The organism is Polaromonas sp. (genome assembly GCF_041689105.1).
Classification (GTDB): Bacteria; Pseudomonadota; Gammaproteobacteria; order Burkholderiales; family Burkholderiaceae_C; genus Polaromonas.
In genome coordinates this window covers 1-26,082 of record NZ_JBDNGU010000101.1, presented here as the reverse complement: position 1 = coordinate 26,082, position 26,082 = coordinate 1, and the positions used below count along the sequence as shown (strand labels likewise).

The 26,082-nt window shown below is 61.6% G+C and carries 26 protein-coding genes; 13 read left to right on the top strand and 13 right to left on the bottom strand.

Annotated features, from left to right (window positions below; genetic code table 11):
* The first annotated feature begins 10 nt into the window (after positions 1-10).
* The 6 genes from ACESMT_RS10325 (at position 11) to ACESMT_RS10300 (ending at position 5,393) form a co-directional block, all read left to right on the top strand.
* Positions 11-547 carry a DUF1566 domain-containing protein gene (locus ACESMT_RS10325; RefSeq protein WP_372826498.1) on the top strand — a complete coding sequence of 179 codons (537 nt, stop codon included), beginning with the start codon at positions 11-13 and terminating at the stop codon, positions 545-547.
* Between the two features lie 64 nt (positions 548-611).
* The gene (locus ACESMT_RS10320; protein ID WP_372826497.1) at positions 612-986 is read left to right on the top strand and encodes a four helix bundle protein; all 375 of its coding nucleotides are present in this window, start codon (positions 612-614) and stop codon (positions 984-986) included.
* A 317-nt stretch (positions 987-1,303) separates the two neighbouring features.
* Complete coding sequence (locus ACESMT_RS10315) at positions 1,304-2,398, top strand: RNA-directed DNA polymerase (protein ID WP_372826496.1); 1,095 nt, start codon at positions 1,304-1,306, stop codon at positions 2,396-2,398.
* 13 nt (positions 2,399-2,411) lie between these two features.
* Positions 2,412-2,684 carry a pyocin activator PrtN family protein gene (locus tag ACESMT_RS10310; protein WP_372826495.1) on the top strand — a complete coding sequence of 91 codons (273 nt, stop codon included), beginning with the start codon at positions 2,412-2,414 and terminating at the stop codon, positions 2,682-2,684.
* Positions 2,685-3,024: 340 nt separating this feature from the next.
* Complete coding sequence (locus ACESMT_RS10305) at positions 3,025-4,827, top strand: M14 family zinc carboxypeptidase (RefSeq protein WP_372826494.1); 1,803 nt, start codon at positions 3,025-3,027, stop codon at positions 4,825-4,827.
* Between the two features lie 149 nt (positions 4,828-4,976).
* A complete protein-coding gene (locus ACESMT_RS10300) occupies positions 4,977-5,393 on the top strand; it encodes an RNA-binding protein (RefSeq protein WP_372826493.1) in 417 nt (138 codons plus the stop codon).
* A 110-nt stretch (positions 5,394-5,503) separates the two neighbouring features.
* Here ACESMT_RS10300 and dnaB read toward each other — a convergent pair whose 3' ends face one another.
* From dnaB to ppsA, 10 genes are all read right to left on the bottom strand, one after another.
* A complete protein-coding gene (gene dnaB, locus ACESMT_RS10295; RefSeq protein WP_372826492.1) occupies positions 5,504-6,916 on the bottom strand; it encodes a replicative DNA helicase in 1,413 nt (470 codons plus the stop codon).
* A gap of 168 nt (positions 6,917-7,084) precedes the next feature.
* Positions 7,085-7,537, bottom strand: a complete 453-nt coding sequence (rplI, locus tag ACESMT_RS10290) for a 50S ribosomal protein L9 (RefSeq protein WP_372826491.1) — start codon at positions 7,535-7,537, stop codon at positions 7,085-7,087.
* 10 nt (positions 7,538-7,547) lie between these two features.
* On the bottom strand, positions 7,548-7,832 hold the full coding sequence (gene rpsR, locus ACESMT_RS10285; protein WP_077592883.1) for a 30S ribosomal protein S18: 285 nt from the start codon (positions 7,830-7,832) through the stop codon (positions 7,548-7,550).
* A 10-nt stretch (positions 7,833-7,842) separates the two neighbouring features.
* Complete coding sequence (priB, locus tag ACESMT_RS10280; protein ID WP_372826490.1) at positions 7,843-8,154, bottom strand: primosomal replication protein N; 312 nt, start codon at positions 8,152-8,154, stop codon at positions 7,843-7,845.
* Between the two features lie 46 nt (positions 8,155-8,200).
* Complete coding sequence (gene rpsF / locus ACESMT_RS10275; RefSeq protein WP_318404947.1) at positions 8,201-8,569, bottom strand: 30S ribosomal protein S6; 369 nt, start codon at positions 8,567-8,569, stop codon at positions 8,201-8,203.
* 245 nt (positions 8,570-8,814) lie between these two features.
* On the bottom strand, positions 8,815-10,932 hold the full coding sequence (locus tag ACESMT_RS10270; protein ID WP_372826489.1) for a sodium:solute symporter family protein: 2,118 nt from the start codon (positions 10,930-10,932) through the stop codon (positions 8,815-8,817).
* 2 nt (positions 10,933-10,934) lie between these two features.
* On the bottom strand, positions 10,935-11,195 hold the full coding sequence (locus ACESMT_RS10265) for a DUF4212 domain-containing protein (protein ID WP_372826488.1): 261 nt from the start codon (positions 11,193-11,195) through the stop codon (positions 10,935-10,937).
* Positions 11,196-11,322: 127 nt separating this feature from the next.
* Positions 11,323-11,913, bottom strand: coding sequence for a tetratricopeptide repeat protein (locus ACESMT_RS10260; RefSeq protein WP_372826487.1), 591 nt, complete (start codon positions 11,911-11,913; stop codon positions 11,323-11,325).
* Positions 11,910-12,206, bottom strand: coding sequence for a hypothetical protein (locus ACESMT_RS10255; RefSeq protein WP_372826486.1), 297 nt, complete (start codon positions 12,204-12,206; stop codon positions 11,910-11,912). Before ACESMT_RS10255 ends, ACESMT_RS10260 begins: the two co-directional genes overlap by 4 nt.
* A 134-nt stretch (positions 12,207-12,340) precedes the next feature.
* On the bottom strand, positions 12,341-14,836 hold the full coding sequence (gene ppsA, locus ACESMT_RS10250) for a phosphoenolpyruvate synthase (RefSeq protein WP_372826485.1): 2,496 nt from the start codon (positions 14,834-14,836) through the stop codon (positions 12,341-12,343).
* A 175-nt stretch (positions 14,837-15,011) separates the two neighbouring features.
* Between ppsA and ACESMT_RS10245 the strand changes: the two genes are divergently transcribed.
* Positions 15,012-15,833 (top strand): pyruvate, water dikinase regulatory protein, encoded by an 822-nt coding sequence (locus ACESMT_RS10245; protein ID WP_372826484.1) that lies wholly within the window; start codon positions 15,012-15,014, stop codon positions 15,831-15,833.
* 317 nt (positions 15,834-16,150) lie between these two features.
* On the opposite strand, the gene modC is transcribed toward ACESMT_RS10245, so the two are convergent.
* The 3 genes from modC to modA are packed head-to-tail and all read right to left on the bottom strand — an operon-like array spanning position 16,151 to position 18,683.
* Entirely contained in the window at positions 16,151-17,227 is a 1,077-nt protein-coding gene (gene modC, locus ACESMT_RS10240; RefSeq protein ID WP_372826483.1) for a molybdenum ABC transporter ATP-binding protein, read from the bottom strand.
* Complete coding sequence (modB, locus tag ACESMT_RS10235; RefSeq protein ID WP_372826482.1) at positions 17,224-17,913, bottom strand: molybdate ABC transporter permease subunit; 690 nt, start codon at positions 17,911-17,913, stop codon at positions 17,224-17,226. The genes modC and modB overlap by 4 nt, the downstream gene beginning before the upstream one ends.
* A gap of 14 nt (positions 17,914-17,927) precedes the next feature.
* Entirely contained in the window at positions 17,928-18,683 is a 756-nt protein-coding gene (gene modA / locus ACESMT_RS10230; protein ID WP_372826481.1) for a molybdate ABC transporter substrate-binding protein, read from the bottom strand.
* A gap of 99 nt (positions 18,684-18,782) precedes the next feature.
* Between modA and ACESMT_RS10225 the strand changes: the two genes are divergently transcribed.
* From ACESMT_RS10225 to ACESMT_RS10200, 6 genes are all read left to right on the top strand, one after another.
* Positions 18,783-19,556, top strand: coding sequence for a TOBE domain-containing protein (locus ACESMT_RS10225; protein ID WP_372826480.1), 774 nt, complete (start codon positions 18,783-18,785; stop codon positions 19,554-19,556).
* Positions 19,557-19,823: 267 nt separating this feature from the next.
* Complete coding sequence (gene ahpC / locus ACESMT_RS10220) at positions 19,824-20,387, top strand: alkyl hydroperoxide reductase subunit C (protein ID WP_372826479.1); 564 nt, start codon at positions 19,824-19,826, stop codon at positions 20,385-20,387.
* A gap of 97 nt (positions 20,388-20,484) precedes the next feature.
* A complete protein-coding gene (ahpF, locus tag ACESMT_RS10215) occupies positions 20,485-22,056 on the top strand; it encodes an alkyl hydroperoxide reductase subunit F (protein WP_372826478.1) in 1,572 nt (523 codons plus the stop codon).
* A 189-nt stretch (positions 22,057-22,245) separates the two neighbouring features.
* Positions 22,246-22,722: a bacterioferritin gene (bfr, locus tag ACESMT_RS10210; protein ID WP_372826477.1), complete on the top strand. Its 477-nt coding sequence runs from the start codon at positions 22,246-22,248 to the stop codon at positions 22,720-22,722.
* 410 nt (positions 22,723-23,132) lie between these two features.
* Positions 23,133-25,451 carry a TonB-dependent receptor gene (locus ACESMT_RS10205; protein ID WP_372826475.1) on the top strand — a complete coding sequence of 773 codons (2,319 nt, stop codon included), beginning with the start codon at positions 23,133-23,135 and terminating at the stop codon, positions 25,449-25,451.
* 13 nt (positions 25,452-25,464) lie between these two features.
* A partial coding sequence (locus ACESMT_RS10200; protein ID WP_372826474.1) for a Fe2+-dependent dioxygenase occupies positions 25,465-26,082 on the top strand: 618 nt, incomplete at its 3' end.

Below are 26,082 nucleotides of genomic sequence, written 5' to 3'. Positions count from 1 at the left end.
AGGAGCAACTATGAAAACCGCAACAGACACAGCAAGCGCGCCGGCAGCCACCAACCCGGCCGAAGCCGACGCAAACACGCCACCGGCACACGGTGAATACTGGCCCGGCCAGGGTGGTATCTACATCTACACGATGGCCGCGTCCCTGGGCCTGCCAGCGCGCCACCTCATCGCAGCCGCTGCCGATGCAGACAACCAGGACCTGATCTACGGCCCCTACATCGACGTGCCCGGCGCCACCAGCCAGCTCAACGGCCCCGCCAACACCGACGCGCTGATTGCAGCGGGTGACGACCACACAGCCGCCGCGTGGGCACGCAGCTACACAGCCGACGGGCACATCGACTTTCACTTACCCAGCCGTGTGGACCTGTTGATGGCTTACGCCCACACCCCCAAGCACTTCAACACCGAAGGCTGGTATCTGTCCAGCACGCAGACCTCCCGCAACGGCGCCTTTGTCCAGGACTTCGCCGACGGCTACAGCGGCTGGCTCCTCAAGGACCTCGAGCGGCGGGTTCGTGCCTTCCGCTGGATTCAGCTTTAACCCTTCAACACTTAAACACTTGACCCCACGACCGGCGAAGCCGGCCCGTCGATTTTCCTGACCTATGGCCATCTACACAGAACTGCCGATCTATACCCTGGGCTGCGACCTGATCTCGCTGTCTCTGGATGTACACATGCAGATGAAACGCGAACTCAGGCGCAGCCTAAGCGACGAGATCACCAAGCTGTGTACGGCCATGATCGTGGACATCGCTGCCGCCAATACCATGCGTGGCGAAAAGCGAATTGAGCGCATCGATCTCATGCAAGAACGCCTCATCATCGTGCGCGTGTTGCTGCGGGTCGGCTACCTCAAAAAAGTGATTCCACAAACGCTGTGGGCACGCTCTGTCGAAGTCCTGGACGCCGTCGGCGCCCAGGCCGGCGGCTGGCGCAACCACACCGGGGCCACCCTTTCCGCAGCGCCTGCAGCATGACGGTCAAGGCCCACATGCCCGTGCGTGATATGAATCCGGTCGAGCCGCTGGGCAGCCTGCCCACCGCCATGCGCACCACGGAGACCGCCGAGCCAGAGCAGCTCGGGCTATGGTCCGGCGCAGTTTCCGGGCTGATCGGCGCAAGCCTTCGGCCCGGCGACGTAGATAGCTCGTACACACGCAGAACTCCCGCAACAACGCCTTTGTCCAGGACTTCGCCAACGGCAACAGCAACTGGAACAACAAGGACAACGAGCGGCGGGTTCGTGCCTTCCGCGGATTTATTCGCCCCATCACCCGGTGGGGCACCCTTTTCAATGGCAGACCTGGTGCAAGCCTGGCAGGACTGCCGTCGCCACAAAAACACCACAGAGAGCGCGCAAGCCTTCGCGGCCAACGTCGAGCGCAACCTATGCAGCTTGCGCGACGAGCTGCTGGCCATGACCTACCAGCCCGGCCGCAGCATCTGCTTTGTGGTGCGCCACCCAAAGCCGCGCGAGGTGTGGGCGGCCGCCTTCCGCGACCGTGTGGTGCATCACCTGCTGTACAACGCCATCGCCCAGCGCTTTATTGCCAGCTTTGACATCGGTAGCGCGGCCTGCCTGCCCGGCCGGGGCACACTGTACGCCGCCGAGCGCCTGGAGCGCGACGTGCGCAGCATCACCCAAAACTGGAGCCAGCCCGCCTTCTACCTCAAGTGTGACCTGGCCAACTTCTTTGTAGCGATTGACAAGCGCATCTTGCAGACCCAGCTCCACAGCAAGGTCACCGAACCATTCTGGCGCTGGCTGACCGACACAGTGTTGATGCACGACCCACGCACCAATTTCGAGCCGCGCGGCGACCGGCGCCTGCAGGACCTTGTTCCCCCGCACAAACGCTTGCTTAACGCGCCGCCCGACACCGGCCTGCCGATTGGCAACCTGTCCAGCCAGTTTTTTGCCAACGTTCACTTAAACGGCCTGGACCAACTTTGCAAGCATCGAATCAAGGCCCGCCACTACGGCCGCTACGTCGATGACTTTTACCTGTTGCACAAGTCGTCCCAATGGCTGGGCAGCGCACTGCAGCAGATCGACGCCTGGCTACCGGCAAACCTGGGCGCCAGACTCAACCCAAGCAAAACCATCCTGCAGCCGGTGGACCGAGGCATCGACTTTGTTGGCCACGTCATCAAGCCATGGCGCCGCACCACGCGCCGGCGCACCGTTGCGACGGCCACTACCAGGCTGCAACAAATGCCGATTGCAAACGTTTTCACGGCCGGAAACAGCCACCTGGGCCTGCTGCGCCAAGCCAGGCACAGCCACACCGACCAAGCGCGCCTGGCGAACGTGCTGCGCGGCCGTGGCTTCACGGTCAAGGGTGACCTGACCAAGATTTACAGGCAGTCCCTGCCATCAACGAATTGAGCTGGGAGAAAAAATGAACACCGCATTTTTGTTGATGGCCCAATACGATGCCCAAGCCATTATCCCTGTGGGCACTATCGTGCGCGACTACTTCCCCCACCTGAGCGTTGACAAATTCTTGCGCAAAGTCGGCATGGGCGAGATCGCTCTACCCATCACGCGTATCGAGCCAGGCTCACAGAAGGGCGCCAAGGGAGTCCACCTGCAGGACTTGGCCAAGTACATCGACGAGCGGCGTGCGGCCGCGCAAAAGGAGCACAAGCAGCTCACTGGCCAGCCGGGGTAACGCCAGTGCAACATGGTCCAAGGCCTGTAGGCCTAAGCTGTTGATAACGCTAAGTTTTCCCGCGAAGCTCAAACCCATCCATCATCGGGGCCACACTGAGGCGATGCGCGGGAAAGGGCCCGGGCGAGCAGCCGGGCTTGCGGAGTAAAACGTTTTCGGACGGCATGGAGTAAGGCATGGAGGGACGTAGTTTCTCATGCGGGCCTTCTGTGCGCGCCACGACCGGGGGATTGCCACACACAAAGGGTAGCCACCAAGATCGCCGGGAAGGGGCAGGCGGGATAATGGGGCTCAGGCCAAAGCCACCCTGGCATTGCCTCAGCCCCCCAACATTCAGGCCATGACCATGACAGCCCCGTCTCTGCAAAACAAGTCAACCCTCCTTGCCGGCCGGACACGCCGCGCCCTGCCCCTGCTGCTCACGCTGGCGCTGGCCGCCTGCACGTCCGTGCCGCTGCCGCCGTGGCCTGCCTCTGGCGGCACACCCGCGACTCCCGTTCCCGCAGCCGCGTCCACACCGGCAACGGTGGCTCCTGCGGCGGTTGTGACGCAAGCTGTTCCGCCCAGATCCGCCGTCGTGACGGCCCCGATGCCGGAGGCGCCCTACAACGCCGCCGTGGCCGCCCGCTTCCCCGCACCGTCTGTCATCTACACCACGCCCGGCCTGCGGGAAGGGCGCTCGAACTTCAGCTCGAACGCGGAAATCCAGAGCTGGCTGCGGGACCTGGTGGCCTCTGCGGGGTCTGCGCCCGGCCTCAAGGCTGCCCTGCTGTCCATCGGCCAGTCGCAGCGCGGTGAAGCCATGGAGGCGCTGGTGCTGACGCGCGCTGCGGGTACCGACGCCGCCAGCCTGGCGGCGTCCGGCCACCCCACCGTGCTGCTGGTCGGCCAGCAGCATGGCGACGAGCCCGCCGGCAGCGAGGCCCTGTTGATCGTCGCGCGTGAACTCACGCAGGGCCTGCTGCGGCCGGTGCTTGATCGCGTCAACGTGATCATTGTGCCGCGCGCCAACCCGGACGGCTCGGCGGACAGCCAACGCGCGACCAGCGGCGGGCTCGACATGAACCGCGATCACCTGCTGCTGAACACGCCAGAAGCGCAGGCGCTGGCCAAACTCACCCGCGACTACCACCCGACGGTCGTGATCGACTCCCATGAATACACCGTGGTAGGCCGGTTCCTGCAGAAGTTCGGCGCCGTGCAGAAGTACGACGCGCTGCTGCAATACGCCACGACCGCCAACATCCCCGAGCTCCTGACCAAGGCCGCAGAAGAGTGGTATCGCCGCCCGTTGGTGGCCTCACTCAAGGCGCAGGGGCTCAGTACCGAGTGGTACTACACCACCTCAACCGATCTGGCGGATAAAAAAATCTCGATGGGCGGCACCCAGCCCGACACCGGCCGCAACGTCAATGGCCTGAAAAACACCGTCAGCCTGCTGATCGAAACCCGCGGCGTGGGCATAGGCCGCATGCACATCCAGCGGCGCGTCCACACCCACGTCGTGGCGCTCAGCAGCGTGCTGACCAGCACAGCCCAGCGCGCCAGCGACCTGGGCCAGCTGCAGCCCTATATCGAGAAGGAACTCAGCGCGCAGGCCTGCAAGGGTGAGGCAACTGTTGAAGCGGGTCCGACTCCGGAGTCGTACGACCTGCTCATGCTCGACCCGGTCACTGGCGCGGACAAGGCCTTGCGCGTGGAGTGGAACTCGGCGCTGACGCTGCGAAAGATCAAGACACGCGTACGGCCCTGCGGTTACTGGTTGTCGGCGTCTTCCAGAACAGCGGTAGAGCGGCTGCGGCTGCATGGCGTGCAGGTGCTGCGCGTCACAGAGCCCGCCTCCATGCTGGGCGACTTGTATCGGGAGACAGCCCGTTCGTCCGGTGTCCGGCAAGACGTGCGCGGCAGCATCGCCGACGCAGGGCAGATCGTGAAAACCGAAGTCACGCTGGTGCGCGGCGTCATTGACGCGCCCGTGGGCAGCTACTACGTGCCCATGAATCAGCCGATGGCCAATCTGGTGATCGCCGCGCTGGAGCCGGACACACAGAGCAGCTACTTTGCCAACCAGCTCATCGAAAACCTGGCTGGCAGCGCGCGCGTGATGGCCGAGCCGGCGCTGAAAACCGAAGAGCTGCCGTGACGCGTTGACGGCTCCCGGTTCCGCCCGCTGACAAATCAGCGGGCGGCCCCAACGAGCACACCGCCGTGCGTCAGAAAATCCTGAAGTCCTACAAAAACAGGCCTGGCTGACTGACAGCCAGCGGCGGGGATTGAAGGCTTAATAATCCTATGAAGACCTTTGAAATCACCCCAAAAATGTTGACTCTGGGCGGCGTGTTCTACCCCACCGGTTACGCCGTTTTGCTGTTTCCCGAAGCCGATCAAGCTCAGCAGGCCGCACAGGCCCTGGAGGCTGGCGGCTTTGCCAGTGAGTCGGTCATGCTGGTGCCCCCTGCGACCATCCTGCGCGACATCGGCAAGGTGGACGGCGATTCGGGCGAGGGCTTTCCATCAGTGGGCACCGAAGGGCACACCGTCGGCAAGTACATCGCCCTTGCGCGCCAGGGCCACCACGGTGTGATGGTCCACGCGCCTTCCGACGAGGACACCCAGAAGGTGCTGGCATCGGTTAGCCACCTGCCCTTCACCTATGGCCAGAAGTACCACATGTTGGCGATGGAAGACCTGGAACCGGCAATCCGCTGATCGTCTGCGATACCCGCCGCCGGGACTGCAGGGCGAACTTTCACCCAGGAAATAGCTATCAAATATATAGCAAACTACACTTGACAGATAAGGGCTGAAGCCCGATTTGACTAGTAAGCTCCGCTGCCCCCATGCGCCAGGCTCTCAAACTTGGTAATGCGGCTGATAAACGCCAGCTTGACGGTACCCGTCGGGCCGTTACGCTGCTTGCTGATGATAACCTCGGCTACCCCGGGTTCCTTGCAGGCGTCCTTGGTGTAGTACTCGTCGCGGTAGATGAACATGATGATGTCGGCATCCTGCTCGATGGCGCCGGACTCACGCAGGTCGCTCATCATGGGGCGTTTGTCGGTGCGCGACTCGACGCCGCGGCTGAGCTGCGACAGCGCTATCACCGGGCACTGCAACTCTTTGGCCAGCATCTTCAGGCCGCGGGAAATTTCGCCGACGGCGGTGGCGCGGTTTTCCTCGCTCATGCTTGAGGACACACTCATGAGCTGCAGGTAATCCACGACGATCAGACCCAACTTGCCGCATTGACGGGCAAGCCGCCGGGCGTTGGCGCGCAGCTCGCTGACGGTCAGGCCGGGCGTTTCGTCGATGTGCAGCGAGATATTGCGCAGCTTCTCGATGGCTTCTGTCAGGCGCGGCCACTCCTCATCGGTCAGCGCGCCGGTGCGCAAATGGGTCTGGTCAATACGTCCGATGGAGCCAACGATACGCACCGCCAGCTGGGACGCGCCCATCTCCATCGAAAACACCGCCACCGGCAGGCCTTCGTTGAGCGCCACATGTTCAGCAATGTTGATGGCCAGCGCGGTTTTTCCCATCGACGGTCGTGCCGCAAGAATCACCAGGTCGCCGGCCTGGAAGCCCGAGGTCATCTTGTCCAGGTCGTAAAAGCCGCTGGGTACGCCGGTCACGTCGTTCGGGTTCTCCGACATCTCCGTCACGCGGTCCAGCAGGCTCACCACCAGGGTATCCATGCTCTGGAACCCCTGCTTCATGCGCGAGCCCTGCTCGCCGATCTTGAAAATCTTCTGCTCGGCCTCGTCGAGGATCATCGCCACGGCCTTGCCCTGCGGGTTGAAGGCGTTGGTGGCAATCTCGTCGCTGGCGGCCACCAGCTTGCGCAGGATGGAACGCTCGCGCACGATCTCGGCGTAGCGGCGGATGTTGCTGGCGCTGGGTACGTACTGGGCCAGCGAATTGAGGTAGCCCAGGCCGCCCACGTCGTCGGCCTTGCCCTGGTTTTGCAGGTGTTCGTACACGGTGATCACGTCGGCCGGCTTGGTCGCGTTGATCAGCGCGCCAACCGCTGCGTAGATCAGCTTGTGTTCGTAGCGGTAAAAATCCTCGTCCGTCAGCAAATCGCCAACACGGTCCCAGGCGCCGTTGTCCAGCAACAGGCCACCCAACACGCTGGACTCGCCCTCTATTGAATGCGGCGGGATGCGCAGCTGCGCAATTTGCCGGTCGGGGCTGTAGCGGGGGTCGGAAGCGGTAGATAGTACGGCAGACATGGGTTTCCTTGACAGCTCCAGATGCTAGCGCGGGGGTCGCTCGGCGTCATTGCACAAGTCTGTTTATAAGTCGTGGACAACAGGGGTGCAACCCTGTAAAAGATGTGAATTGACGCCCCAAGAAAAAAGCCGCTCAGCGAGCGGCTTTTTTGGGAGCAGCGACGCTTCTTAAGCGGTTTCGCCGTACACCGTCACCGTGATGTCCACAGCCACATCCGTGTGCAGCGCTACCGTCACAGGGTGGTCGCCAACGGTCTTGAGCGGACCATTGGGCATGCGTACCTGGCTCTTCAGCACAGGAAAACCCTGCTTGGTGAGTTCGGCAGAAATGTCATGGTTGGTCACGGAGCCGAACAGGCGGCCATCCACACCGGCCTTTTGCGTGAGCTTGACAGTGGTACCGCCGAGTTTTTCGCCTTGGGCCTGCGACGCTGCCAGCTTGGCGGCGGCGGCTTTTTCGAGTTCGGCGCGTTTGACTTCAAATTCCTTGATCGCTGCGGCAGTTGCGCGACGGGCGCGGCCAGAAGGGATCAGGAAGTTGCGTGCGTAACCGTCTTTGACTTTGACGACTTCGCCCAGGTTGCCGAGGTTGACGACTTTGTCGAGCAGAATGATTTGCATGGTCGGCTCCTTACAGGCTGCGGTGTTGGTCGCTGTACGGCAGCATCGCTAGGAAGCGAGCGCGCTTGACAGCGGTGTTGATCTGGCGCTGAAAAATCGCACGCGTGCCGGTCAGGCGGGCGGGGATGATTTTTCCGTTTTCAGCCACAAAATCGCGCAGGGTGTCGATGTCCTTGTAGTCGATTTCTTCAACGCCTGCGGCGGTGAAGCGGCAAAAGCGCTTGCGCTTGAACAGCAGGGATTGGGTGTTGCGCTTGGGGCGCTTGTCTTTGTTGAAACGTTTTGGTCCGGGCATGATGGACTCCTTAAAGGGGGTTCAGAACTTGATCAGAAACTGGTTGAAAAGCTTGGATGTGAAACACGACACTCTTGCTGCCTCTTGCATTGACCAGAAAACCGGTGAACATGAAGGCCTTGCCCATGGGGAGCCGGCCTGCTTGTTCAGCCAGCGTGCCAAAGGCAACCGCTTTCATCGTCAGCCTGACCTGCCGGGTGGAGCCTGCTTCGAGAATGTCGGATTCGTGGTCGAGTACGACATTGACGGCGGGGATTCCAGCGGGTGTGTAGCGCAGAGGACTTGCCTCGGCGATACAGGCGGTCAGTTCAACGTGGTTCACTGCGGGTCATTGCACGGCAGTGCGTCGTGGAACAGCGTGTCGCGTCTTACGACGCTGCATACTCCTGCTGCTGGGCCTTGCGGGCTTCTTCCCTCTCGACGTTGCGCATCATGAGGGACGGGCCAGTTTCAGCCTTCTTTTTCAGCACAGTCAGGTGGCGCAACACGGCATCGTTGAACTTGAACGCGTGCTCAATTTCGTCCATCACGGCCTGGCTGGCTTCGATGTTGATGCACAGGTAATGCGCTTTGGCGAGTTTCTGGATCAGGTACACCAGCTGGCGACGGCCCCAATCTTCAACCCGGTGCACTTTTCCGCCGCCGGCGGTGATCATGCCCTTGTAACGTTCCAGCATGGCTGGGACTTGCTCGCTTTGATCCGGGTGGATCAGCAAGACGATCTCGTAATGACGCATAAACTCTCCTTGTGGTTGATAAAGCTGCCCCAGCGTCGTGAAGGGTGCAGCAAGGCGAAGCCCATGATTATATACCACGCGATATCGTCCCCACGGTCGGTCGCTTCACCTCTGATGGACCCGAACTTGTCGAAGCATCAGAAAGACCGATGGAAAAACACTCGCCCATGAAAAAAGCCCGGCAACTTCCGTTGCCGGGCTTTCTATCTGACGAAAGTCAGATTACCTCACGGTGACCTGCCGCATCAGGCAGCACGCAGCGTCGGGTAACGCACATGCTCGACCAGTTCCTGGATCTTGCGGCTAGGCGCCGGTGTGACCAAGCTGACCAGGATGATCACGGCCAAGCCGACGGGCACACCGAAGAGACCGGCCGAGATCGGCTGGATGTCCCACCAGAGCTGGATCGGCGAAGTGATGCCGAACAGGCCGCGCATCCAGGGCTGGGTGGTGATCATGTAGAAGAACGTGGTACCCAGGCCGGCGACCATGCCCAGCGAAGCGGCAATACCCGTGGCACGTTTCCAGAAAATCCCCAGCACCAGCGCCGGGAAGAACGCTGCAGCCGCGAACGAAAACGCCGCAGAGACCAGGAACAGAATGTCGGCCGGCTTCTGGGCTGCCACATAGGCGGCGCACAACGCAACCACCAGCAGCAGGACCTTGGAGATGGTCACACGGCGTGCAGTCGAAGCGTTCGGGTCGATCATTTTGTAGTACAGGTCGTGGCTCAGCGCGTTGGCAATCGTCAGCAGCAGGCCGTCAGCCGTTGACAGCGCCGCAGCCAGGCCACCCGCAGCCACCAGACCGGACACCACATAGGGCAAACCGCCAATAGCCGGGGCTGCCAGCACGATGATGTCGCCACCGATGGACATTTCATTGAGCTGCAAGAGGCCGTCCTTGTTGATGTCCACCACCGAGAGCAGTGACGGGTCAACCTTGTTCCAGTCCGCAATCCAGGCCGGCAACTGGTCAAACGGCGTCCCCACCAGCACGGTGAATACCTCGTACTTGACCAGCACCGCGAGCGCAGGGGCCGTAAAGTACAGCAGGAAAATGAAGAACAGCGACCAGGTGACTGATTGCCGTGCCTCTTTCACGCTGGGCACCGTGTAATAACGCATCAGGATGTGCGGCAGCGCGGCGGTTCCGACCATCAGACAGAAGATCAGCGCCAGGAAGTTGCGACGTGATACGTCATAGGCTTTCTGGGCGGCTGCATCGCCATTCGGATCACCGGCAAACTGCTGGGCGTGGGGTGGCATGCCGTTCAGTGGTCTGGCCTTGGTGTCGGCAGCCGCTTTGGCCCGGGTCCAGGCAACTTTCGCAGCAGCCGCATCTTTCGGTACAGCAGCCAGTGATTTTTCAGCGGCAGAAATTTCAGACAGTGCGCCATTCGCGGCTTTCAGGTCCGCCACGGTTTTTTCGGCTGCGGCCTTGTCAACTGCCAATGCTGCTGCTGGATCCTTGAGTTTTTCAGTCAAGGCTGCTGAACGCTGCTTGAATATGTCGCGAACTTCCACCTCTTTGGCGTTGGCGGTCAGCTCTTTTTCCTTGGCGGTCACTTTCTGCAGCTGGAAGCCATAAATCGCTTGCGGAATGGGAACGCTGGTCTGCTTGACCGACAGCCACACCACCGGAAGCATGTAGGCCACGATCAGGATGATGTACTGCGCGACCTGCGTCCAGGTCACAGCACGCATGCCGCCCAGGAACGAACACACCAGAATACCGCCCAAGCCCAGGAAAATCCCGAGCTCAAAAGCTACCCCGGTCAGACGCGCCGTGATCAGGCCGACGCCGTAAATCTGCGCAACCACATAGGTGAAAGAGCACAGAATCGCGGCGAAGATGCCGATGAAACGCGGCAGGTTACCGCCGTAGCGTTCACCCAGAAAGTCGGGAATGGTGAACTGGCCGAACTTGCGCAGGTAAGGTGCCAGAAACAGCGCCACCAGGCAATAACCGCCGGTCCATCCCATGATGAAGGCCAGGCCGCTGTAACCGGTGAGGTAGAGCGTGCCGGCCATGCCGATGAAGGACGCCGCAGACATCCAGTCGGCGCCCGCGGCCATGCCGTTGTACACCGCCGGTACGCGGCGTCCTGCCACGTAATACTCGGCCGCGTCTGTCGTGCGGCTCATGATGCCGATGCCGGCATACAGACCGATGGTGGCCAACAGGAAGATCAAGCCAATCCACTGGCGGGACAAGCCCATCTGTTCGAGGATGGCCAGAACCACCACGAAGAACAGGAAACCCCCGGTGTACCACTTGTAGACCTTGCCCAGGCCCTTCTTGAAGGCAGCGTTGGATGCGGCAGTGTTGGTGCCAGCATCGTTACCAAATATTCCAGCCATGATTACTCCTCGCTTTCTTGGACGCCGTGCTCAATATCGAGCTTGCCCATGTACCAGGCGTAATACCCGATGATGCACACATAAATGACCAGGGCCCCCTGCGCTCCCATCCAGAAGCTGAAAGGCCAGCCAAAGAAATTAAAGCTCAACTCGCGTGCGAAATAACTCACGACGAAGGTCACGACGAACCAGATCACGAGCAGGATGCCCGTGATGTTCAGGTTCTTCCGCCAATAACGGCGATGGTTGTCAGTCAACTGCATAACACTTGCCTCCAATCAACAACACCCTTTCGGGCACATCACGATCACCACCAGTCCCCTAGCGTGGCCTGCAAGCCAGATCGCGTCTTATGAGCCTGGGCTCAGACCCCGGCCATCAAATAACCACTCAGTTGGTCAGCGTTCCCGGCTGAGCAGCGCTCAGTCCCGTCTCGCGTTCCAGCTGGGCGGCCACTTTAGGCTCAAACCGTTTGAGGTGGCGAATGACCTTCACCGCCTCATCAGGGTCTTGCCTGTCTACATGAACCCGGGCCAGCTGATACCAGCCGAACGGGCTCATGGGTTGCAGTTCTGTATTTTTCTTGAGTGCCTGCACCGCTTCATCGAAGCGGCGCTCGCGAATCAGCAGCAGCGCCAAGCCGTACCAGGCCCGGTCCATCTTGGGCTCCAGCTCCAGCGCGCGGCGAAAGGCTGGCTCCGCCCCGTCTTGCTCGCCGTTGTCTTCCAGCATGAAAGCCAGGTTGAACCAGGCTGCGGCCTGCCCGGGGTAACCGGCCACCAGCCTTTGAAGCGCACCAATGGCGGCCGTTTTGTCGCCCTGCTGCGCCAGCACATGGGCCCGGCTTGCCAACGCATAACGGTCGTTCGGCTTTAGCAGCAGCATCTGGTCAAACTTGCCGAGTGCTGCCGCCTCCCGGCCAAACACCAGCAGGATCAAGGCCTGCAGCTTGAGATACCAGTAACCCAGCACGGTGTTCATTTGCACAAGGCCACCCCGATTTCCAGGCAGATGCGGATTTTCATCAAGGTGGCTCCTATCCATGCAAACAGCAGCAACAAAAAAGCCACGAGCGGTACGTGGCGGTCAATGATTTGTTTGGGGGTGATGAAGCGGGCAGCCACCACAAAAGGCTTGCCCACAATTTGCAGGATTTGGTAGAACAGGTTGGTGTCTCTTTTGGCGCCCGCCAGCAAACCCAATACCCATTGCCCGAACAGCGCGAGCAAGGCGATCTCGGCTATCAGTTTGATCGTGGAAACAGTAAAAAGCATAGGGCCTTTGGCAACAATGCCTTGATTGTTGCCCCAGCCCTTACCAAGTTCTTACAAACGACCACGGGGACACGCGGACCTAGCTGAAACCCTCCTAGGGGTTTCCCTTGGTATCCGCTGTCCCCGGGTCCGTGTCAGCTCGCGAGCTGTTTCCAGGTGGCGATCACCGTGTCAGGATTGAGCGACAGCGAACTGATGCCCTCGTCCTTGAGCCACTGTGCAAAGTCCGGGTGGTCGCTCGGGCCCTGGCCGCAGATGCCGACGTATTTCCCCTGGCGCTTGCAGGCCTGGATGGCGCGGCTCAGCATGGCCTTGACGGCCGGGTCGCGCTCGTCGAAGTCCTCGGCCAGGATGGCCAGGCCGGAGTCGCGGTCCAGGCCCAGGGTGAGCTGGGTCAGGTCGTTGGAGCCAATCGAGAAGCCGTCGAAAAACTCGAGGAACTCGTCGGCCAGGATGGCATTGCTGGGCACCTCGCACATCATGATCACGCGCAGGCCGCCCTCGCCGCGTTTGAGGCCATGCTGGCCCAGCAGGTCGGTGACTTTTTTGGCCTGGCCCAGGGTGCGAACAAAAGGCACCATGACCTCGACGTTGACCAGTCCCATGTCGTCACGCACGCGGCGCAGCGCCTCGCACTCCATCGCAAAGGCCTCGCCAAAGTCAGCGCTCAGGTAACGCGACGCGCCGCGAAAGCCCAGCATCGGGTTTTCTTCTTCCGGCTCATAGCGGGAACCGCCAATCAGCTTGCGGTACTCGTTGGACTTGAAGTCCGACAGGCGCACGATCACCGGCTTGGGCCAGAAAGCCGCTGCGATAGTCGCCACGCCTTCGGCGACCTTGTCGACATAAAAAGCGCGCGGTGAAGCGTGGCCACGAGCCACACTCTCGACCGCTTTTTTCAGGTCGGCATCGACATTCGGGTAGTCGAGAATCGCCTTGGGATGCACGCCGATGTTGTTGTTGATGACGAACTCAAGCCGCGCCAGACCCACGCCGTGGTTGGGGATCTGGCAGAAGTCAAAGGCCAGTTGCGGGTTGCCGACGTTCATGGTGATCTTCATGTCTATCGGCGGCATGTCGCCGCGCAGCACTTCGGTCACCTCGGTTTCCAGCAAGCCGTCATAGATGTTGCCGGTATCGCCCTCGGCGCAACTCACGGTCACCAGCATGCCGGTCTTCAGGGTTTCGGTGGCGTCGCCGCAGCCGACCACGGCCGGGATGCCCAGTTCGCGCGCGATGATGGCGGCGTGGCAGGTGCGCCCGCCGCGGTTGGTCACGATGGCACTGGCGCGTTTCATGACCGGCTCCCAGTTCGGGTCGGTCATGTCGGTCACCAGCACGTCGCCGGGCTGGACCTGGTCCATGTCCTTGATGTCATGCACGATGCGGACCGGGCCGGTGCCTATCTTCTGGCCGATGGCGCGGCCTTCAGCCAGCACCGTGCCTTTGCCCTGGTTGGCCTTGAGCTTGTAACGCAGTTCGGCCTTGCCCTTGGACTGGCTTTTGACTGTTTCGGGCCGCGCCTGCAGGATGTAGAGTTTGCCGTCGGTGCCGTCCTTGCCCCACTCGATGTCCATCGGACGGCCATAGTGGTTCTCGATGATCACGGCATAACGCGCAAGCTGCTCGACGTCGGCATCACTGAGCGAATAGCGGTTGCGCAACTCGGCCGGCACGTCGGTGGTCTTGACCAGCTTGCCGCCGGATTTTTTCTCTTCCGGTGTGGTGAACTCCATCTGCAGCAGCTTGGAGCCGAGGTTGCGACGGATCACGCAACGTTTACCGGCTTTCAGCATGGGTTTGTGCACATAAAACTCGTCGGGGTTGACGGCGCCCTGCACCACGGTCTCGCCCAGGCCATAGCTGGAGGTGATGAAAACCACGTCTTCGAAGCCGCTTTCGGTGTCGATGGTGAACATCACGCCAGCCGCGCCCAGGTCGCTGCGCACCATGCGCTGCACGCCGGCCGACAGGGCCACGTCGGCATGGGCAAAACCCTGGTGCACGCGGTAGCTGATGGCGCGGTCGTTGTAGAGGCTGGCAAACACCTCTTTCATCTTGTGCAGCACGTCCTCGATGCCGACGACATTCAAAAAGGTTTCCTGTTGGCCGGCAAACGAGGCGTCGGGCAAATCTTCGGCCGTGGCCGATGAACGCACGGCAAAACTGGCCTGATTGTTGGCCCCCACGCTCGCCACTGCGTGTGCGTCGCTGCCCCCCGAGGGGGCTGTGCTTGCTTGGGGCGGCCCGGCGCTGCGCACGGCATCGGCGCCGCAAAGCGTGGCAAAGGCATCGCGCACGGCCTGTTCAAGTTCCTTCGGGAAGGGCTGGGCTTCGACCAGCGCGCGTATCTTGCTGCCGGTTTCAGCCAGCGCGCGCACGTCGTCGGTGTTGAGCGCATCGAGCAGCGCGTTGATCTTGTTGTCCAGACCGTCATGCGCCAGGAAGGCGCGAAAGGCGTGGGCCGTGGTGGCAAAGCCGGTGGGCACCTGCACGCCCTCGGGGCCGGTAGGCAGTTGCGAGATCATCTCGCCGAGGCTGGCGTTTTTGCCGCCAACGGCCTCGACATCCGTCATCCTCAGATTTTCAAACGGTACGACCAGGGCGGTCGGCTCAAAAAGGTTGGACATAAAAATACTCCGGGAGGTTTAAAAACCGGGGCGGAACACATGCGCGGCGGACAACCTTGTTGTAGTTGGAGGGGGTCGTGGCGGGGCATGGTGTCGCAAATCTGGATAATTGCCCGATTGTAAGAGGTCGCCTGCATGGTTCGTGTAGGCGCTTTGCCATCAAACCAGGCCCCCTATGTCCAACCGCACCGTGTTTTTCATCTCCGACGGCACCGGCATCACCGCCGAAACCTTTGGCAACGCCATCCTGGCGCAGTTCGAGTTCAAGCCGCGCCATGTCCGCCTGCCTTTCATCGACAGCGTGGACAAGGCCCACCAGGTGATCCGCCAGATCAACCACACGGCCGAGCTTGAAGGCCAGAAGCCGATTGTCTTCACCACACTGGTGAACATGGAAATCCTGGAAGTGCTCAAGGCCAACTGCCAGGGCATGTTGCTGGACATGTTCGGCATGTTTGTCGCGCCGCTGGAAACCGAACTCGGACTGAAGTCCAGCCACCGCGTGGGTCGCTTCTCGGACGCGTCCAAAAGCAAGGCGTACGACGACCGCATCGAGGCCATCAACTTCTCGCTGGCGCACGATGACGGTCAGAGCAACCGCGACCTGGCCGGCTCGGACGTGATCCTGGTGGGCGTCAGCCGCAGCGGCAAGACGCCGACCTCGCTCTACCTGGCGATGCAGTACGGGCTCAAGGCCTCAAACTACCCCTTGATCCCCGAAGACTTCGAGCGCCGCCAGTTGCCGCCTGCGCTGGTGGCGCACCGCAAAAAGATATTTGGACTGACGATCGCGCCAGAGCGCCTGGCGCAGATCCGCAACGAACGGCGACCCAATTCGAAATACGCCAGTCTGGACAACTGCCGCGACGAAATCCACGAGGCCGAAGCCATGATGCGGCGCGAAGGCATTCGCTGGCTGTCGACCACCACCAAGTCGATTGAAGAGATCGCCACGACCATCCTGCAGGAGATCCGGCCCGAGCGGCTGGAATACTGAACCGGGGGCCCTCACCCTAACCCTCTCCCAGAGGGAGAGGGGAAAAGAGTCCCTTTTCTTACTACCTCTCAGAAGGAGGGGAGAAACCAGTCCCGTCTTGCTACCTCTCCCTCTGGGAGGGGGAACGAGTCCCGCCTTACTCCCTCTCCCTCTGGGAGAGGGGAACGAGTCCCGTCTTGCTCCCTCTCCCACTGGGAGAGGGCAGGGGTGAGGGCAAGCGGCGCACAAGCAGCGGGGTAGTTACTATTTTCATGCAGAAATGGCTACGACCCTTATTCCACCTGCGTAAGCTGCTATCTTTTAAATATCAAACCAATTCAACCCAGCACCGCCACGCCTTTGACCTGCGCATAAACCGCACTGCCCGGCTGCAGTTGCAGCGCCGCCGCCGACTTGCGCGTGATACGCGCCAGCAGCGTGCTGCCGCCCGCATCCAGGCTCACCATCACCTGGCCGGGGCTGTCTTCAGACAGGCCGGTGATACGCGCGGCAAACACATTGAGCACGCTGCTGCCTTCCTGCGGCAACAAGGTCAGGCTGACATCACGCGCCTGGATGCGCACACGCACGCGCTGGCCGGGCTGCAGCGACTGGCCAGGCAGGCTGACCTCCCCGCCGGGGAACGACAGGTGGCTCAGATGCCATTGCGGCTCCAGGCGTGTCACCGTGGCCTCGATCACGGCGGCAGCCGCATCGCCATGCGCCAGGGGCAGGTCCAGCCGGGTCATCAGTTCGCGTGTGGGCCCGGCGGCCGTCACGCGGCCCGCCTCCAGCAGCACCAGGTGGTCGGCCAGCCGCGCCACCTCGTCCGGCGCGTGGCTGACATAGAGGATGGGAATGTCCAGTTCCCGGTGCAGGCGCTCCAGGTAGGGCAACACGTCGGCCTTGCGCTGAAGATCCAGCGAAGCCAGCGGCTCGTCCATCAGCAGCAGGCGCGGGCTGGTGACCAGCGCACGCGCGATCGCCACACGCTGGCGCTCGCCGCCCGACAGCGTGCTGCTCTGGCGCTGCATGAGTGCCTCAAGGCCCAGCAAGGTGATCGCCTGGTCCAGCGAGACGCGGCGCTGCGCCGCCGGCACGCGGCGCAGGCCATAGTCCAGGTTGCGCCTCACGTCCAGATGCACAAACAGGCCGGCGTCCTGAAACACCAGACCCAGCGGCCGCCGGTGCACCGGCATGAAGATGCCGGCCGCGTCGTCCTGCCAGAGGACACCGTTGACCTCGACCCGGCCGCTCTGCGCGCGCTCCAGGCCTGCGATGCAGCGCAGCAACGTGGTTTTGCCGGAGCCCGACACGCCGAAGATCGCCGTGACGCCGCGCCCGGGCAGCGCCAGGTCCACGTCCAGCGAAAAATCCTTGTAGGTCTGCCGGAATGCGGCCGTGATGCTGCTCATGCGCCCTGCCCGCGGCGCCGTCCGGTCCCGGGCTGCAACACATACAGCGCCAGCAACACGCAGAAAGAAAACACCAGCAGCCCGCCAGCCAGCCAATGCGCCTGCGTGTATTCGAGCGCTTCGACATGGTCGTAAATCTGCACCGACATCACGCGCGTCTTGCCCGGAATGTTGCCGCCCATCATGAGCACGATGCCGAACTCGCCCACGGTGTGCGCAAAACCCATGACGGCGGCCGTCAGGTAGGCAGGACGCGACAGTGGCAACACCACGGTCAAAAAGGTGTCCAGCGGCGAGGCGCGCAGGGTGGCCGCCACTTCGAGCGGGCGTTCGCCGATGGCTTCAAAGGCGTTTTGCAGCGGCTGCACCACAAAGGGCAGCGAATAAAACACCGAACCGACCACCAGCCCGGCAAAGCTGAAAGGCAACAAACCCCAGCCCAGCGATTGTGTGAGCGCACCGACCGGTCCCTGCGGACCCATCAGCACCAGCAGGTAAAAACCCAGCACCACCGGCGGCAGCACCAGCGGCAGCGCCACCAGCGCACCCACCGGTCCCTTGAGCCAGGAGCGTGTGCGCGCCAGCCACCAGGCCAGCGGTGTGCCGGCCAGCAGCAAGACCACGGTGGTGGTGGTGGCGAGCTTGGCCGTCAGTACAATGGCCTGCCAGGCTGCGTCATCAAGCATGTGTCAGTACCGCTTCAAGGCTGGTAGCCAAAGGAGCGGATCACCGCCCTGGCCTTGTTGGTTTTCAGGAAGGCCATGAGCTGCCGGGCGGCCGGGTTGTCCTTGCCTCTGGTCAGCAGCGCGGCGTCCTGCCTGATCGGGGCGTGCAGGTTGTCGGGCACCAGCCAGGCCGAGCCGCTCCTGAGCTTGCCGCCTTCAACCACCTGCGACAGCGCCACAAAGCCAATCTCGGCATTGCCGGTAGCAACAAAGCTGAAGGCCTGACCTATACTTTCGCCGGTCACCAGTTTGGGCGCCAGCGCGGCCTGCAGGCCGAGTTGACGGATGGTTTCCATCGCGGCCGCGCCGTAAGGCGCGAGTTTCGGGGCGGCAATCGCGAGCTTCCTGAAATTGCCTTTTTTGAGCACTTCGCCCTGCGCATCGACCAGGCCGGGCTGGGCCGACCACAGCGCCAGCTTGCCGGTGGCGTAAGTAAAGCGGCTGCCGCTGACGGCAGCGCCCGCCTGTTCCAGTTTTTTTGGTGCGTCGTCGTCGGCGGAGAGGAAAACCTCGAAAGGCGCGCCGTTGGTGATCTGCGCGTAAAACCTGCCGGTCGCGCCAAAGGTCAGTACCACCTTGTGGCCGGTGTCTTTTTCAAAGTCGGCAGCGATTATTTTCATGGGCGCGGTGAAGTTGGCCGCCACCGCGACCTGCACGTCGCCAGCCAGCACCGGCGCGGCAAACAGCAGGCCGAGCACAACGATGAAGCAACGCGAGGCAACTGAACGCATTGAAGACTCCTGGAAATAGCCGAGCCAGAATGGGTCGAAATTTTCGCTATTCTATTTTAGAATAGCGATGCCGGTGCGCCTTCGCGCCAAAATGAACCCATGAAAAAAGCCGCCTCCGCCACGCTGTTCTTTGGCAGTGCCCTGAGCCACGAGCCGGCCGACAAATGCATCGACATCCTGCGCCTGGTCGGCGAAAGCGGCTCCATCTCGCAGGCGGCCCGTGAGGCCGGGGTCAGCTACAAAGCGGCCTGGCAGGCCATCGACACCCTGACCAATCTGTCAGGTGGTGTGCTGGTGGAGCGGGCTGTGGGCGGCGCAGGCGGCGGCGGCGCCAGCGTCACCGATGCCGGCCGGCAATTGCTGGCGGTCGCCGGGCGGCTGGCCGCATCACGCCGCGACGTGCTGGCCCGCGCCGATTCGGGCGCCGACGTCCCTGCGCTGATCCCTATCGGCGTGCGCACCAGCATGCGCAACCAACTGCCCTGCCAGGTCCACAAGCTCGAAGCGCAGAGCCAGATGGTGCGGGTTCACCTGCGCATGGCTGACCAGGCCCTGCTGGTGTCACGCATCACCAAGGCCAGCGCGGAGCTGCTGGGCCTCAAAAAAGGCCTGGCGGTGCTGGCGCTGTGCAAAGCCACAGCAGTGATGGTGAACGCCGCAGACCCGACCCAAGCGCCAGCCGCCGGCCGCCAGCACCTGGGCGGCTTGGCCGTGCGCATCAGCCGGGGCGCCGCAGGCGACGAAGTGTCCCTGCAACTCGATGCCGGGCTGCAACTTGTGGGGTTTGCGGCGTCGGCCAGCGGCATCAAACCCGGGACCCGCGTAACCGCGCTGATCGACGAAGCGGCGGTGGTGATCGCCCTCTTCGCCTGAAGGTGAAGGAGCCCGTCGGGCCTGGGAGTCGTCGGCTGCAAATCGCTTTCGGCACCCCAAGTACGGCCGGCTCCTGGCCTGCGCGGGGGACTCTGCCGCTAAAAAGGCTGAGGATTATATGAGAATAATTCTCATTGCTGAATCTTCGTCATAGCCTTAATAAATGAAGTGAATAAACTCAATTAATTGGATTAATCACCTAGCAGGCCTTACGCTATCCCTTGTCGGCAACTTTTTTGTCAACTTATCAATAGAGGAAACCAGTAAATGTCCCTGATCAATACCCAAGTCCAACCGTTTAAAACCCAAGCCTTCCACAATGGCAAGTTCATCGAGGTTTCCAACGAATCCCTCAAGGGCAAATGGTCGGTCCTGATCTTCATGCCGGCTGCCTTCACCTTCAACTGCCCGACCGAAGTCGAAGATGCGGCTGACAACTACGCCGAATTCCAGAAGGCCGGCGCAGAGGTGTACATCGTGACCACCGACACCCATTTCTCCCACAAGGTGTGGCACCAGACGTCACCTGCCGTGGGCAAGGCCAATTTCCCGCTGGTGGGCGACCCGACCCACGTGCTGACCAAGGCTTTTGACGTGTACATCCCTGAAGAAGGCCTGGCCCTGCGTGGCACGTTCGTGGTCAACCCCGACGGCATCATCAAAACCGCCGAAGTGCACTCCAACGAAATCGCCCGCGACGTCAAGGAAACCCTGCGCAAACTGAAGGCGGCCCAGTACACGGCAGCCCACCCGAATGAGGTCTGCCCCGCCAAGTGGAACGACGGCGCCAAGACGATTGCGCCGTCCATCGACCTCGTCGGCAAGATCTAAGTCCCGTCGTCCAAGCCCGGGCACTGCACACTTCGGTGTGCCCCGGGCTTTTTTGTTCCCTTTTTGCACCGACATTTACTTGAGAAGTGAGTCCGCCATGCTCGACGAAGCCACCAAAGCCCAACTAAAAACCTACCTCGAACGCGCCACGCAGCCGATCGAGATCGTCGCCTCGCTCGACGACAGCGAGGCCTCGGGCGAGGTACAAGCGCTGCTGAAGGACGTGGCCGATTCTTCGCCACTGGTCAAACTCACCGAGAGCCGGGACGACCCCTACCGAAAACCCTCGTTTTCCATCAATCGCCCGGGTGAAAACCACGGCCCGCGTTTCGCCGGTCTGCCCATGGGCCACGAATTCACCTCGCTGATCCTGGCGCTGCTGCAGATCGGCGGCTACCCGCCCAAGGTCGAGCAGGCTGTGCTGGACCAGATACGCGCGCTCGATGGCGATTTTGAATTCGAGATCTACGTTTCGTTGACCTGCCACAACTGCCCGGACGTGGTGCAGGCCCTGAACCTGATGGCGGTGCAGAACCCGCGGATTCGCGCCACCATGATCGAGGGCGGTACCTTCCAGGACGAGGTCAAGGAGCGCCAGGTGATGGCCGTGCCGACCGTCTTTTTGAACGGCACCGAGTTCGGCCAGGGCCGCATGAGCCTGGAAGAAATCCTCGCCAAGATCGACACCAGCGGCGTGGAGCGCGAAGCAAAAAAGATCGATGCGAAAGACCCGTTCGACGTGCTGATCGTCGGCGGTGGTCCGGCCGGCGCTGCGGCGGCCGTCTATGCCGCGCGCAAGGGCATACGTACCGGCGTGGCTTCCGAGCGTTTCGGCGGCCAGGTGCTGGACACCCTGGGCATCGAGAACTTCATCTCGATCAAGGAAACCGAAGGCCCGAAATTCGCGCATGCACTTGAAGAACATGTGCGCAACTACGACGTGGACATCATGAATTTGCAGCGCGCCAAGGCGCTGGTGCCCAACACCGGCCCCGGCAAGGACATGATCGAGATCCAGCTCGAAAGCGGCGCCTCATTGAAGAGCAAGTCGGTCATCATCTCGACCGGCGCGCGCTGGCGCAACATCAACGTGCCTGGTGAACAGGAATTCAAGAACAAGGGCGTGGCCTACTGCCCGCATTGCGACGGACCGCTGTTCAAGGGAAAACGTGTGGCCGTGATCGGCGGCGGCAACTCGGGCGTTGAGGCGGCCATCGACCTGGCCGGCATCGTCGGCCATGTCACGCTGATCGAGTTCGACACCGCAATACGCGCCGACGCCGTGCTGCAGCGCAAGCTCGTCAGCCTGAAAAACGTCGAGGTGCTCACCAACGCCCAGACCACCGAGATCACCGGCGACCAGAAGGTCACCGGCCTGGTCTACAAGGACCGCGCCAGTGGCGACCTCAAAACCGTGCCGCTGGAAGGCGTGTTCATCCAGATCGGCCTGGTGCCCAACACCGACTGGCTCAAAGGCGTGGTCGAGCTTTCGAAATACGGCGAGATCATCGTGGATGCGCGCGGCCAGACCTCGGTGCCCGGCGTGTTCGCCGCGGGTGACGCGACCACTGTGCCCTTCAAGCAGATCATCATCGCGGCAGGCGACGGCGCCAAGGCGGCGCTCGGTGCCTTTGACTACCTGATCCGCAGTCCCGCTACGGCGCACTGAGCGGCCCTGCGCCTCCCCGGCCAAGCCTGTCGCCTGACGGTCTTGGCCGTTTTTGCGCCTGCGGCCCGCGCAATACGAACAGTTATGACACTCACACGCAAGCAGACCGCACGTGTGCAGGAATGCTTGAGTTGAAGCTGATGCAGGGGGACAATGCGGCATCGACAACACAACAAACAAGGGAATGCCATGAAAGGCGACGCTCAAGTCATCACCCACCTGCAGGCCCAGCTCAAGAACGAGCTGACCGCCATCAACCAGTACTTTCTGCACTACCGCATGTACAAACACTGGGGCCTGGACAAACTTGCCAGGAAAGAATACGAGGAATCCATCGGCGAGATGAAACATGCCGACAAGCTGATGGACCGCATTTTCATGCTCGACGGCCTGCCGAACCTGCAGGACCTCGGCAAGCTGATGATCGGCGAAGACGTGCCTGAAGCGCTGGCCTGCGACCTGAAAGCAGAAACCAGTGCCCAGGCCACCATCAAGGACGGCATGGCCCACTGCGAAAGTGTGCGTGACTACGTCTCGCGCGATTTGCTTCAAGGCATTCTGGACGACACGGAAGAACACATCGACTTCCTGGAAACCCAGATCGAGCTGATCTCCAAGGTCGGCATCCAGAACTACCTGCAAAGCCAGATGGGCGAGCTGAGCTGAACGCAACTTTGCAGATGCATATATCTAAGGGACACGGAAACTTCAAACATAGCTGTTTTCGTCATTGCGAGCTCTTCAACTGGCTCAGGACAGGCTAACGCGCGGCAATCGACTGTCTTCGGGAGCACCAGCATAGGATCGCCACTGCCTTGCAGCCTCGCGATGACGCTCCGATGGTATTTCTGCCATTTCCAAGTCCCTGAAGCGGGGACCGTGGCCCTGGGCGGCCGCAAAAGCGCTGCGACAACTTTTGCATGTTATTACGAATCATTGTCATTCGTGTTATATTGCACGGGTTCATCGACTGTCCAGCCAGAACGTATTGTCGACATCCCAATTGTCGTGTTCCTTCGTTCCAAGCCAAACCGCGGTATTGACATTCAACCCCCGTTTGCAAAGGAATACCCATCATGCGCTTTCAGTTTTCTCGGTCCGAGCTCTCCATGCCATCGCTGGCTACCGCCGTCGCTCCTCAAGTCCGGCTGGTGATAGAGCATCATCAAGCAGTCATTCTGAATGCGGCATTCCGCAAGAGCGCGCGTGGCTTGGCCGCTTCGATGATCATCGGATCAGGTGCAGCGTACGCGCAACAGGCGCCAGCGAATCCCGACGCGGCCAGGACGCTGGGAACCGTCGACGTGATCGATTTTCGCGGCACGCAGTTTGACAGCATCAAGTACACGCGGGAGCTCAAGGACATACCGCGCATCATCACGGTGCTCCCTGCTGACTTGCTCCAGGAGCAAAACGTGACCTCGCTGAAGGACGCGATGCGCAACATTCCGGGTATCAGCCTGCAAGCTGGTGAGGGCAACCCGCCGGGCGGCGACCAGCTCAAGATTCGCGGCTTCAACGCCCGCGACGACATCAATGTCAATGGCGTTCGCGATCTGGGCAACTACTTCCGCGACCCCTTCTATGTGGAGCAGCTTGAAGTGGTTAAAGGCCCCAACTCCGCGTTCTCCGGCCGAGGTTCTGCTGGGGGCACCATCAACTTCGTCACCAAGAAGCCACAGACCAAAGAGTACAACCGGGTCGAAGCAAGCCTCGGCAGCGATGGTTACCGGCGCGCCACGCTCGACATGAATCGGCCGGTGGACGACAACAGCGCATTCAGGCTCAACCTGATGACACACGCTTCCGACATTCCGGGGCGCGATATCGCGAACGAAAAGCGGTACGGCTTTTACGGTGCCTACACCTGGGGTCTCAAGGAAAAGACCCGGGTTACGGCCGACTACCTGCATGTCCGGCAACGCGACCTGCCCGATGCGGGTCTCCCGTTTGACCGGGATCGGCGCAGCGCCCATTCGCGCGGCACTGGCCTGCTGCCGCCCGGGCTGGACTTCAGCAATTTCTACGGCCATGTGGACGACTACAAAGACGTCGATGTGGACCAGTTCGGCCTCACCATCGAGCACCGCCTGGCCAATGGCAGCACGCTGAAAAACCAGACGCGCTACAGCGTCGTCAGCAACGACTCCATCACATCGTCGCCCCGCATCCGCGACATTCCAACGACGTCTCCCAACTTTGAAGGCGCCCGGGTCCGGGGCGGGCTCAAACCCCGCGACCAGAAGGATGAGGGCATCTCCAACCAGACCGATCTGCTGTTCTCGCTCAACACCGGCGGCCTGCAACACGATGTCGTGACCGGCATGGAAATAGGCCGCTTCACCTACGAGAACCGTCGCCGCCCCGATGTCAATGGGCCTCTGACCGATCTGTACAACCCAGTGGCACGTTCGCGACCGAATGCGCCCTACGACAGCACGGTGTACGCCTTTGAAACCAGCGAGCTCGCGCTGTATGCGCTCGATACCGTGAAACTGGCACCGAAGTGGGAGTTGAATGCAGGTTTGCGCTGGGACCGGGTCAAGGCCAGGGCCAGCGAGAGCGGTCGCCAGAACCTGCCCGTACCCGGCGACAACCGCTCGCTGGAGCGCACCGACACCACCTGGAGCTACAGCCTGGGCCTGGTTCACAAACTCACGCCCAGCACGTCACTGTACGCGTCGGCAGGCAACGCGTTTGAAATCTCGGGAAACTTTGACCGTAACCAGATTCAGTTGGCCGGCGGGGCGACTGCACGAGTGGCCGATGCCAAAACCTTCAACATCGAGCCGGAAAAAACCACCGCCTTCGAGCTGGGCACCAAGTGGGAAGTCGGCTCCGATCTGGATGTCAATGCTGCAGTGTTTCGCATCAGCAAATCGAACGCACGCTTCCCCGGCCAGAGCGGGGGCGACAACTCCATTCTGGACAGCAAGCTGCGCATCCAGGGTTTTGAGGTACTGACCGTCGGCCGGGTCACCAAGGCCTGGCGCCTCTACTCGGGCTACACCTACCTCGACTCCAAGGTGCTGGCCTCCCCCAGCAGGCCGTTTGCCGTGGGTCAGGAACTGGGCGGCACACCACAGCACTCGTTCAATGTCTTCACCACTTATGACTTCACGCCGCAACTGGCGCTGGGCGGTGGTCTGCAGTACGTTGCCAGGCAGACCAGCGGTGTGCAGGCCACCGCCACGGGAACACTCAAGGTAGCCATCCCGAACTACACGGTCGCAGACCTGTATGCCACCTACAAGTTCACGCCAAAGACGCAACTGCGCATCAACCTCTACAACGCCTTTGACAAGAAATACATCTCGCAAGTGGCCGAGGGGGGGGGTCAGGGCATTCCGGGCAACGGGCGCCAACTCATTGCCACGCTGCGGCACGATTTTTAAAGACTGACGCAGCGTGCTGGTCACCATCGATCAAGTGCTGACCTCGCCGGAGCTGGCCGCCATTCGCGACCGGCTCCAGCGGGCTGCTTGGGCACAGCACCAAAGTGCCGGCCCGCAGGCCATGCTGGCCAAACACAATTTGCAGATCCCGGAAGACTCCGACGTCCTACCGGAGTTGAGGTTGATCGTCATGCGTGCCCTGAATCGCAGTTCCACGCTGATGACGGCCGCCTTGCCCAACAAAATCCTCCCGCCCAACTTCAACCGATACACCGGCAACACCAACCGCTACGGCTGGCACACCGACAGCACTTTGCGCTACCTGCCCGACGGCAGTTGCCTGCGCACAGATGTATCGGCCACCCTGTTTCTGTCTGAACCGGCCGAATACGACGGCGGCGAGCTGTCTATCGAAGACACCTGCGGCACCCACAAGGTCAAGCTGACTGCGGGCAGCCTGGTGCTGTATCCCTCGGGGTCCATCCACGAGGTGGAACCGGTCACCCGTGGTGAACGCCTGGCCTGCTACATGTTCATGCAGAGCGTGGTCAAGGATCAGGAAAGCCGTCGTCATCTGTACGACATGGACCTGAGTTTGATGGCTCTCAGGCAAAAGTACGGCGACGACGAG

Coding starts and splice junctions, on each gene's coding strand:
- ACESMT_RS10325 (WP_372826498.1), top strand. CDS start 11: ATGAAAACCGCAACAGACACAGCAAGCGCGCCGGCAGCCACCAACCCG.
- ACESMT_RS10320 (WP_372826497.1), top strand. CDS start 612: ATGGCCATCTACACAGAACTGCCGATCTATACCCTGGGCTGCGACCTG.
- ACESMT_RS10315 (WP_372826496.1), top strand. CDS start 1,304: ATGGCAGACCTGGTGCAAGCCTGGCAGGACTGCCGTCGCCACAAAAAC.
- ACESMT_RS10310 (WP_372826495.1), top strand. CDS start 2,412: ATGAACACCGCATTTTTGTTGATGGCCCAATACGATGCCCAAGCCATT.
- ACESMT_RS10305 (WP_372826494.1), top strand. CDS start 3,025: ATGACCATGACAGCCCCGTCTCTGCAAAACAAGTCAACCCTCCTTGCC.
- ACESMT_RS10300 (WP_372826493.1), top strand. CDS start 4,977: ATGAAGACCTTTGAAATCACCCCAAAAATGTTGACTCTGGGCGGCGTG.
- dnaB (WP_372826492.1), bottom strand. CDS start 6,916: ATGTCTGCCGTACTATCTACCGCTTCCGACCCCCGCTACAGCCCCGAC.
- rplI (WP_372826491.1), bottom strand. CDS start 7,537: ATGCAAATCATTCTGCTCGACAAAGTCGTCAACCTCGGCAACCTGGGC.
- rpsR (WP_077592883.1), bottom strand. CDS start 7,832: ATGCCCGGACCAAAACGTTTCAACAAAGACAAGCGCCCCAAGCGCAAC.
- rpsF (WP_318404947.1), bottom strand. CDS start 8,569: ATGCGTCATTACGAGATCGTCTTGCTGATCCACCCGGATCAAAGCGAG.
- ACESMT_RS10270 (WP_372826489.1), bottom strand. CDS start 10,932: ATGGCTGGAATATTTGGTAACGATGCTGGCACCAACACTGCCGCATCC.
- ACESMT_RS10265 (WP_372826488.1), bottom strand. CDS start 11,195: ATGCAGTTGACTGACAACCATCGCCGTTATTGGCGGAAGAACCTGAAC.
- ACESMT_RS10260 (WP_372826487.1), bottom strand. CDS start 11,913: ATGAACACCGTGCTGGGTTACTGGTATCTCAAGCTGCAGGCCTTGATC.
- ACESMT_RS10255 (WP_372826486.1), bottom strand. CDS start 12,206: ATGCTTTTTACTGTTTCCACGATCAAACTGATAGCCGAGATCGCCTTG.
- ppsA (WP_372826485.1), bottom strand. CDS start 14,836: ATGTCCAACCTTTTTGAGCCGACCGCCCTGGTCGTACCGTTTGAAAAT.
- ACESMT_RS10245 (WP_372826484.1), top strand. CDS start 15,012: ATGTCCAACCGCACCGTGTTTTTCATCTCCGACGGCACCGGCATCACC.
- modC (WP_372826483.1), bottom strand. CDS start 17,227: ATGAGCAGCATCACGGCCGCATTCCGGCAGACCTACAAGGATTTTTCG.
- modB (WP_372826482.1), bottom strand. CDS start 17,913: ATGCTTGATGACGCAGCCTGGCAGGCCATTGTACTGACGGCCAAGCTC.
- modA (WP_372826481.1), bottom strand. CDS start 18,683: ATGCGTTCAGTTGCCTCGCGTTGCTTCATCGTTGTGCTCGGCCTGCTG.
- ACESMT_RS10225 (WP_372826480.1), top strand. CDS start 18,783: ATGAAAAAAGCCGCCTCCGCCACGCTGTTCTTTGGCAGTGCCCTGAGC.
- ahpC (WP_372826479.1), top strand. CDS start 19,824: ATGTCCCTGATCAATACCCAAGTCCAACCGTTTAAAACCCAAGCCTTC.
- ahpF (WP_372826478.1), top strand. CDS start 20,485: ATGCTCGACGAAGCCACCAAAGCCCAACTAAAAACCTACCTCGAACGC.
- bfr (WP_372826477.1), top strand. CDS start 22,246: ATGAAAGGCGACGCTCAAGTCATCACCCACCTGCAGGCCCAGCTCAAG.
- ACESMT_RS10205 (WP_372826475.1), top strand. CDS start 23,133: ATGCGCTTTCAGTTTTCTCGGTCCGAGCTCTCCATGCCATCGCTGGCT.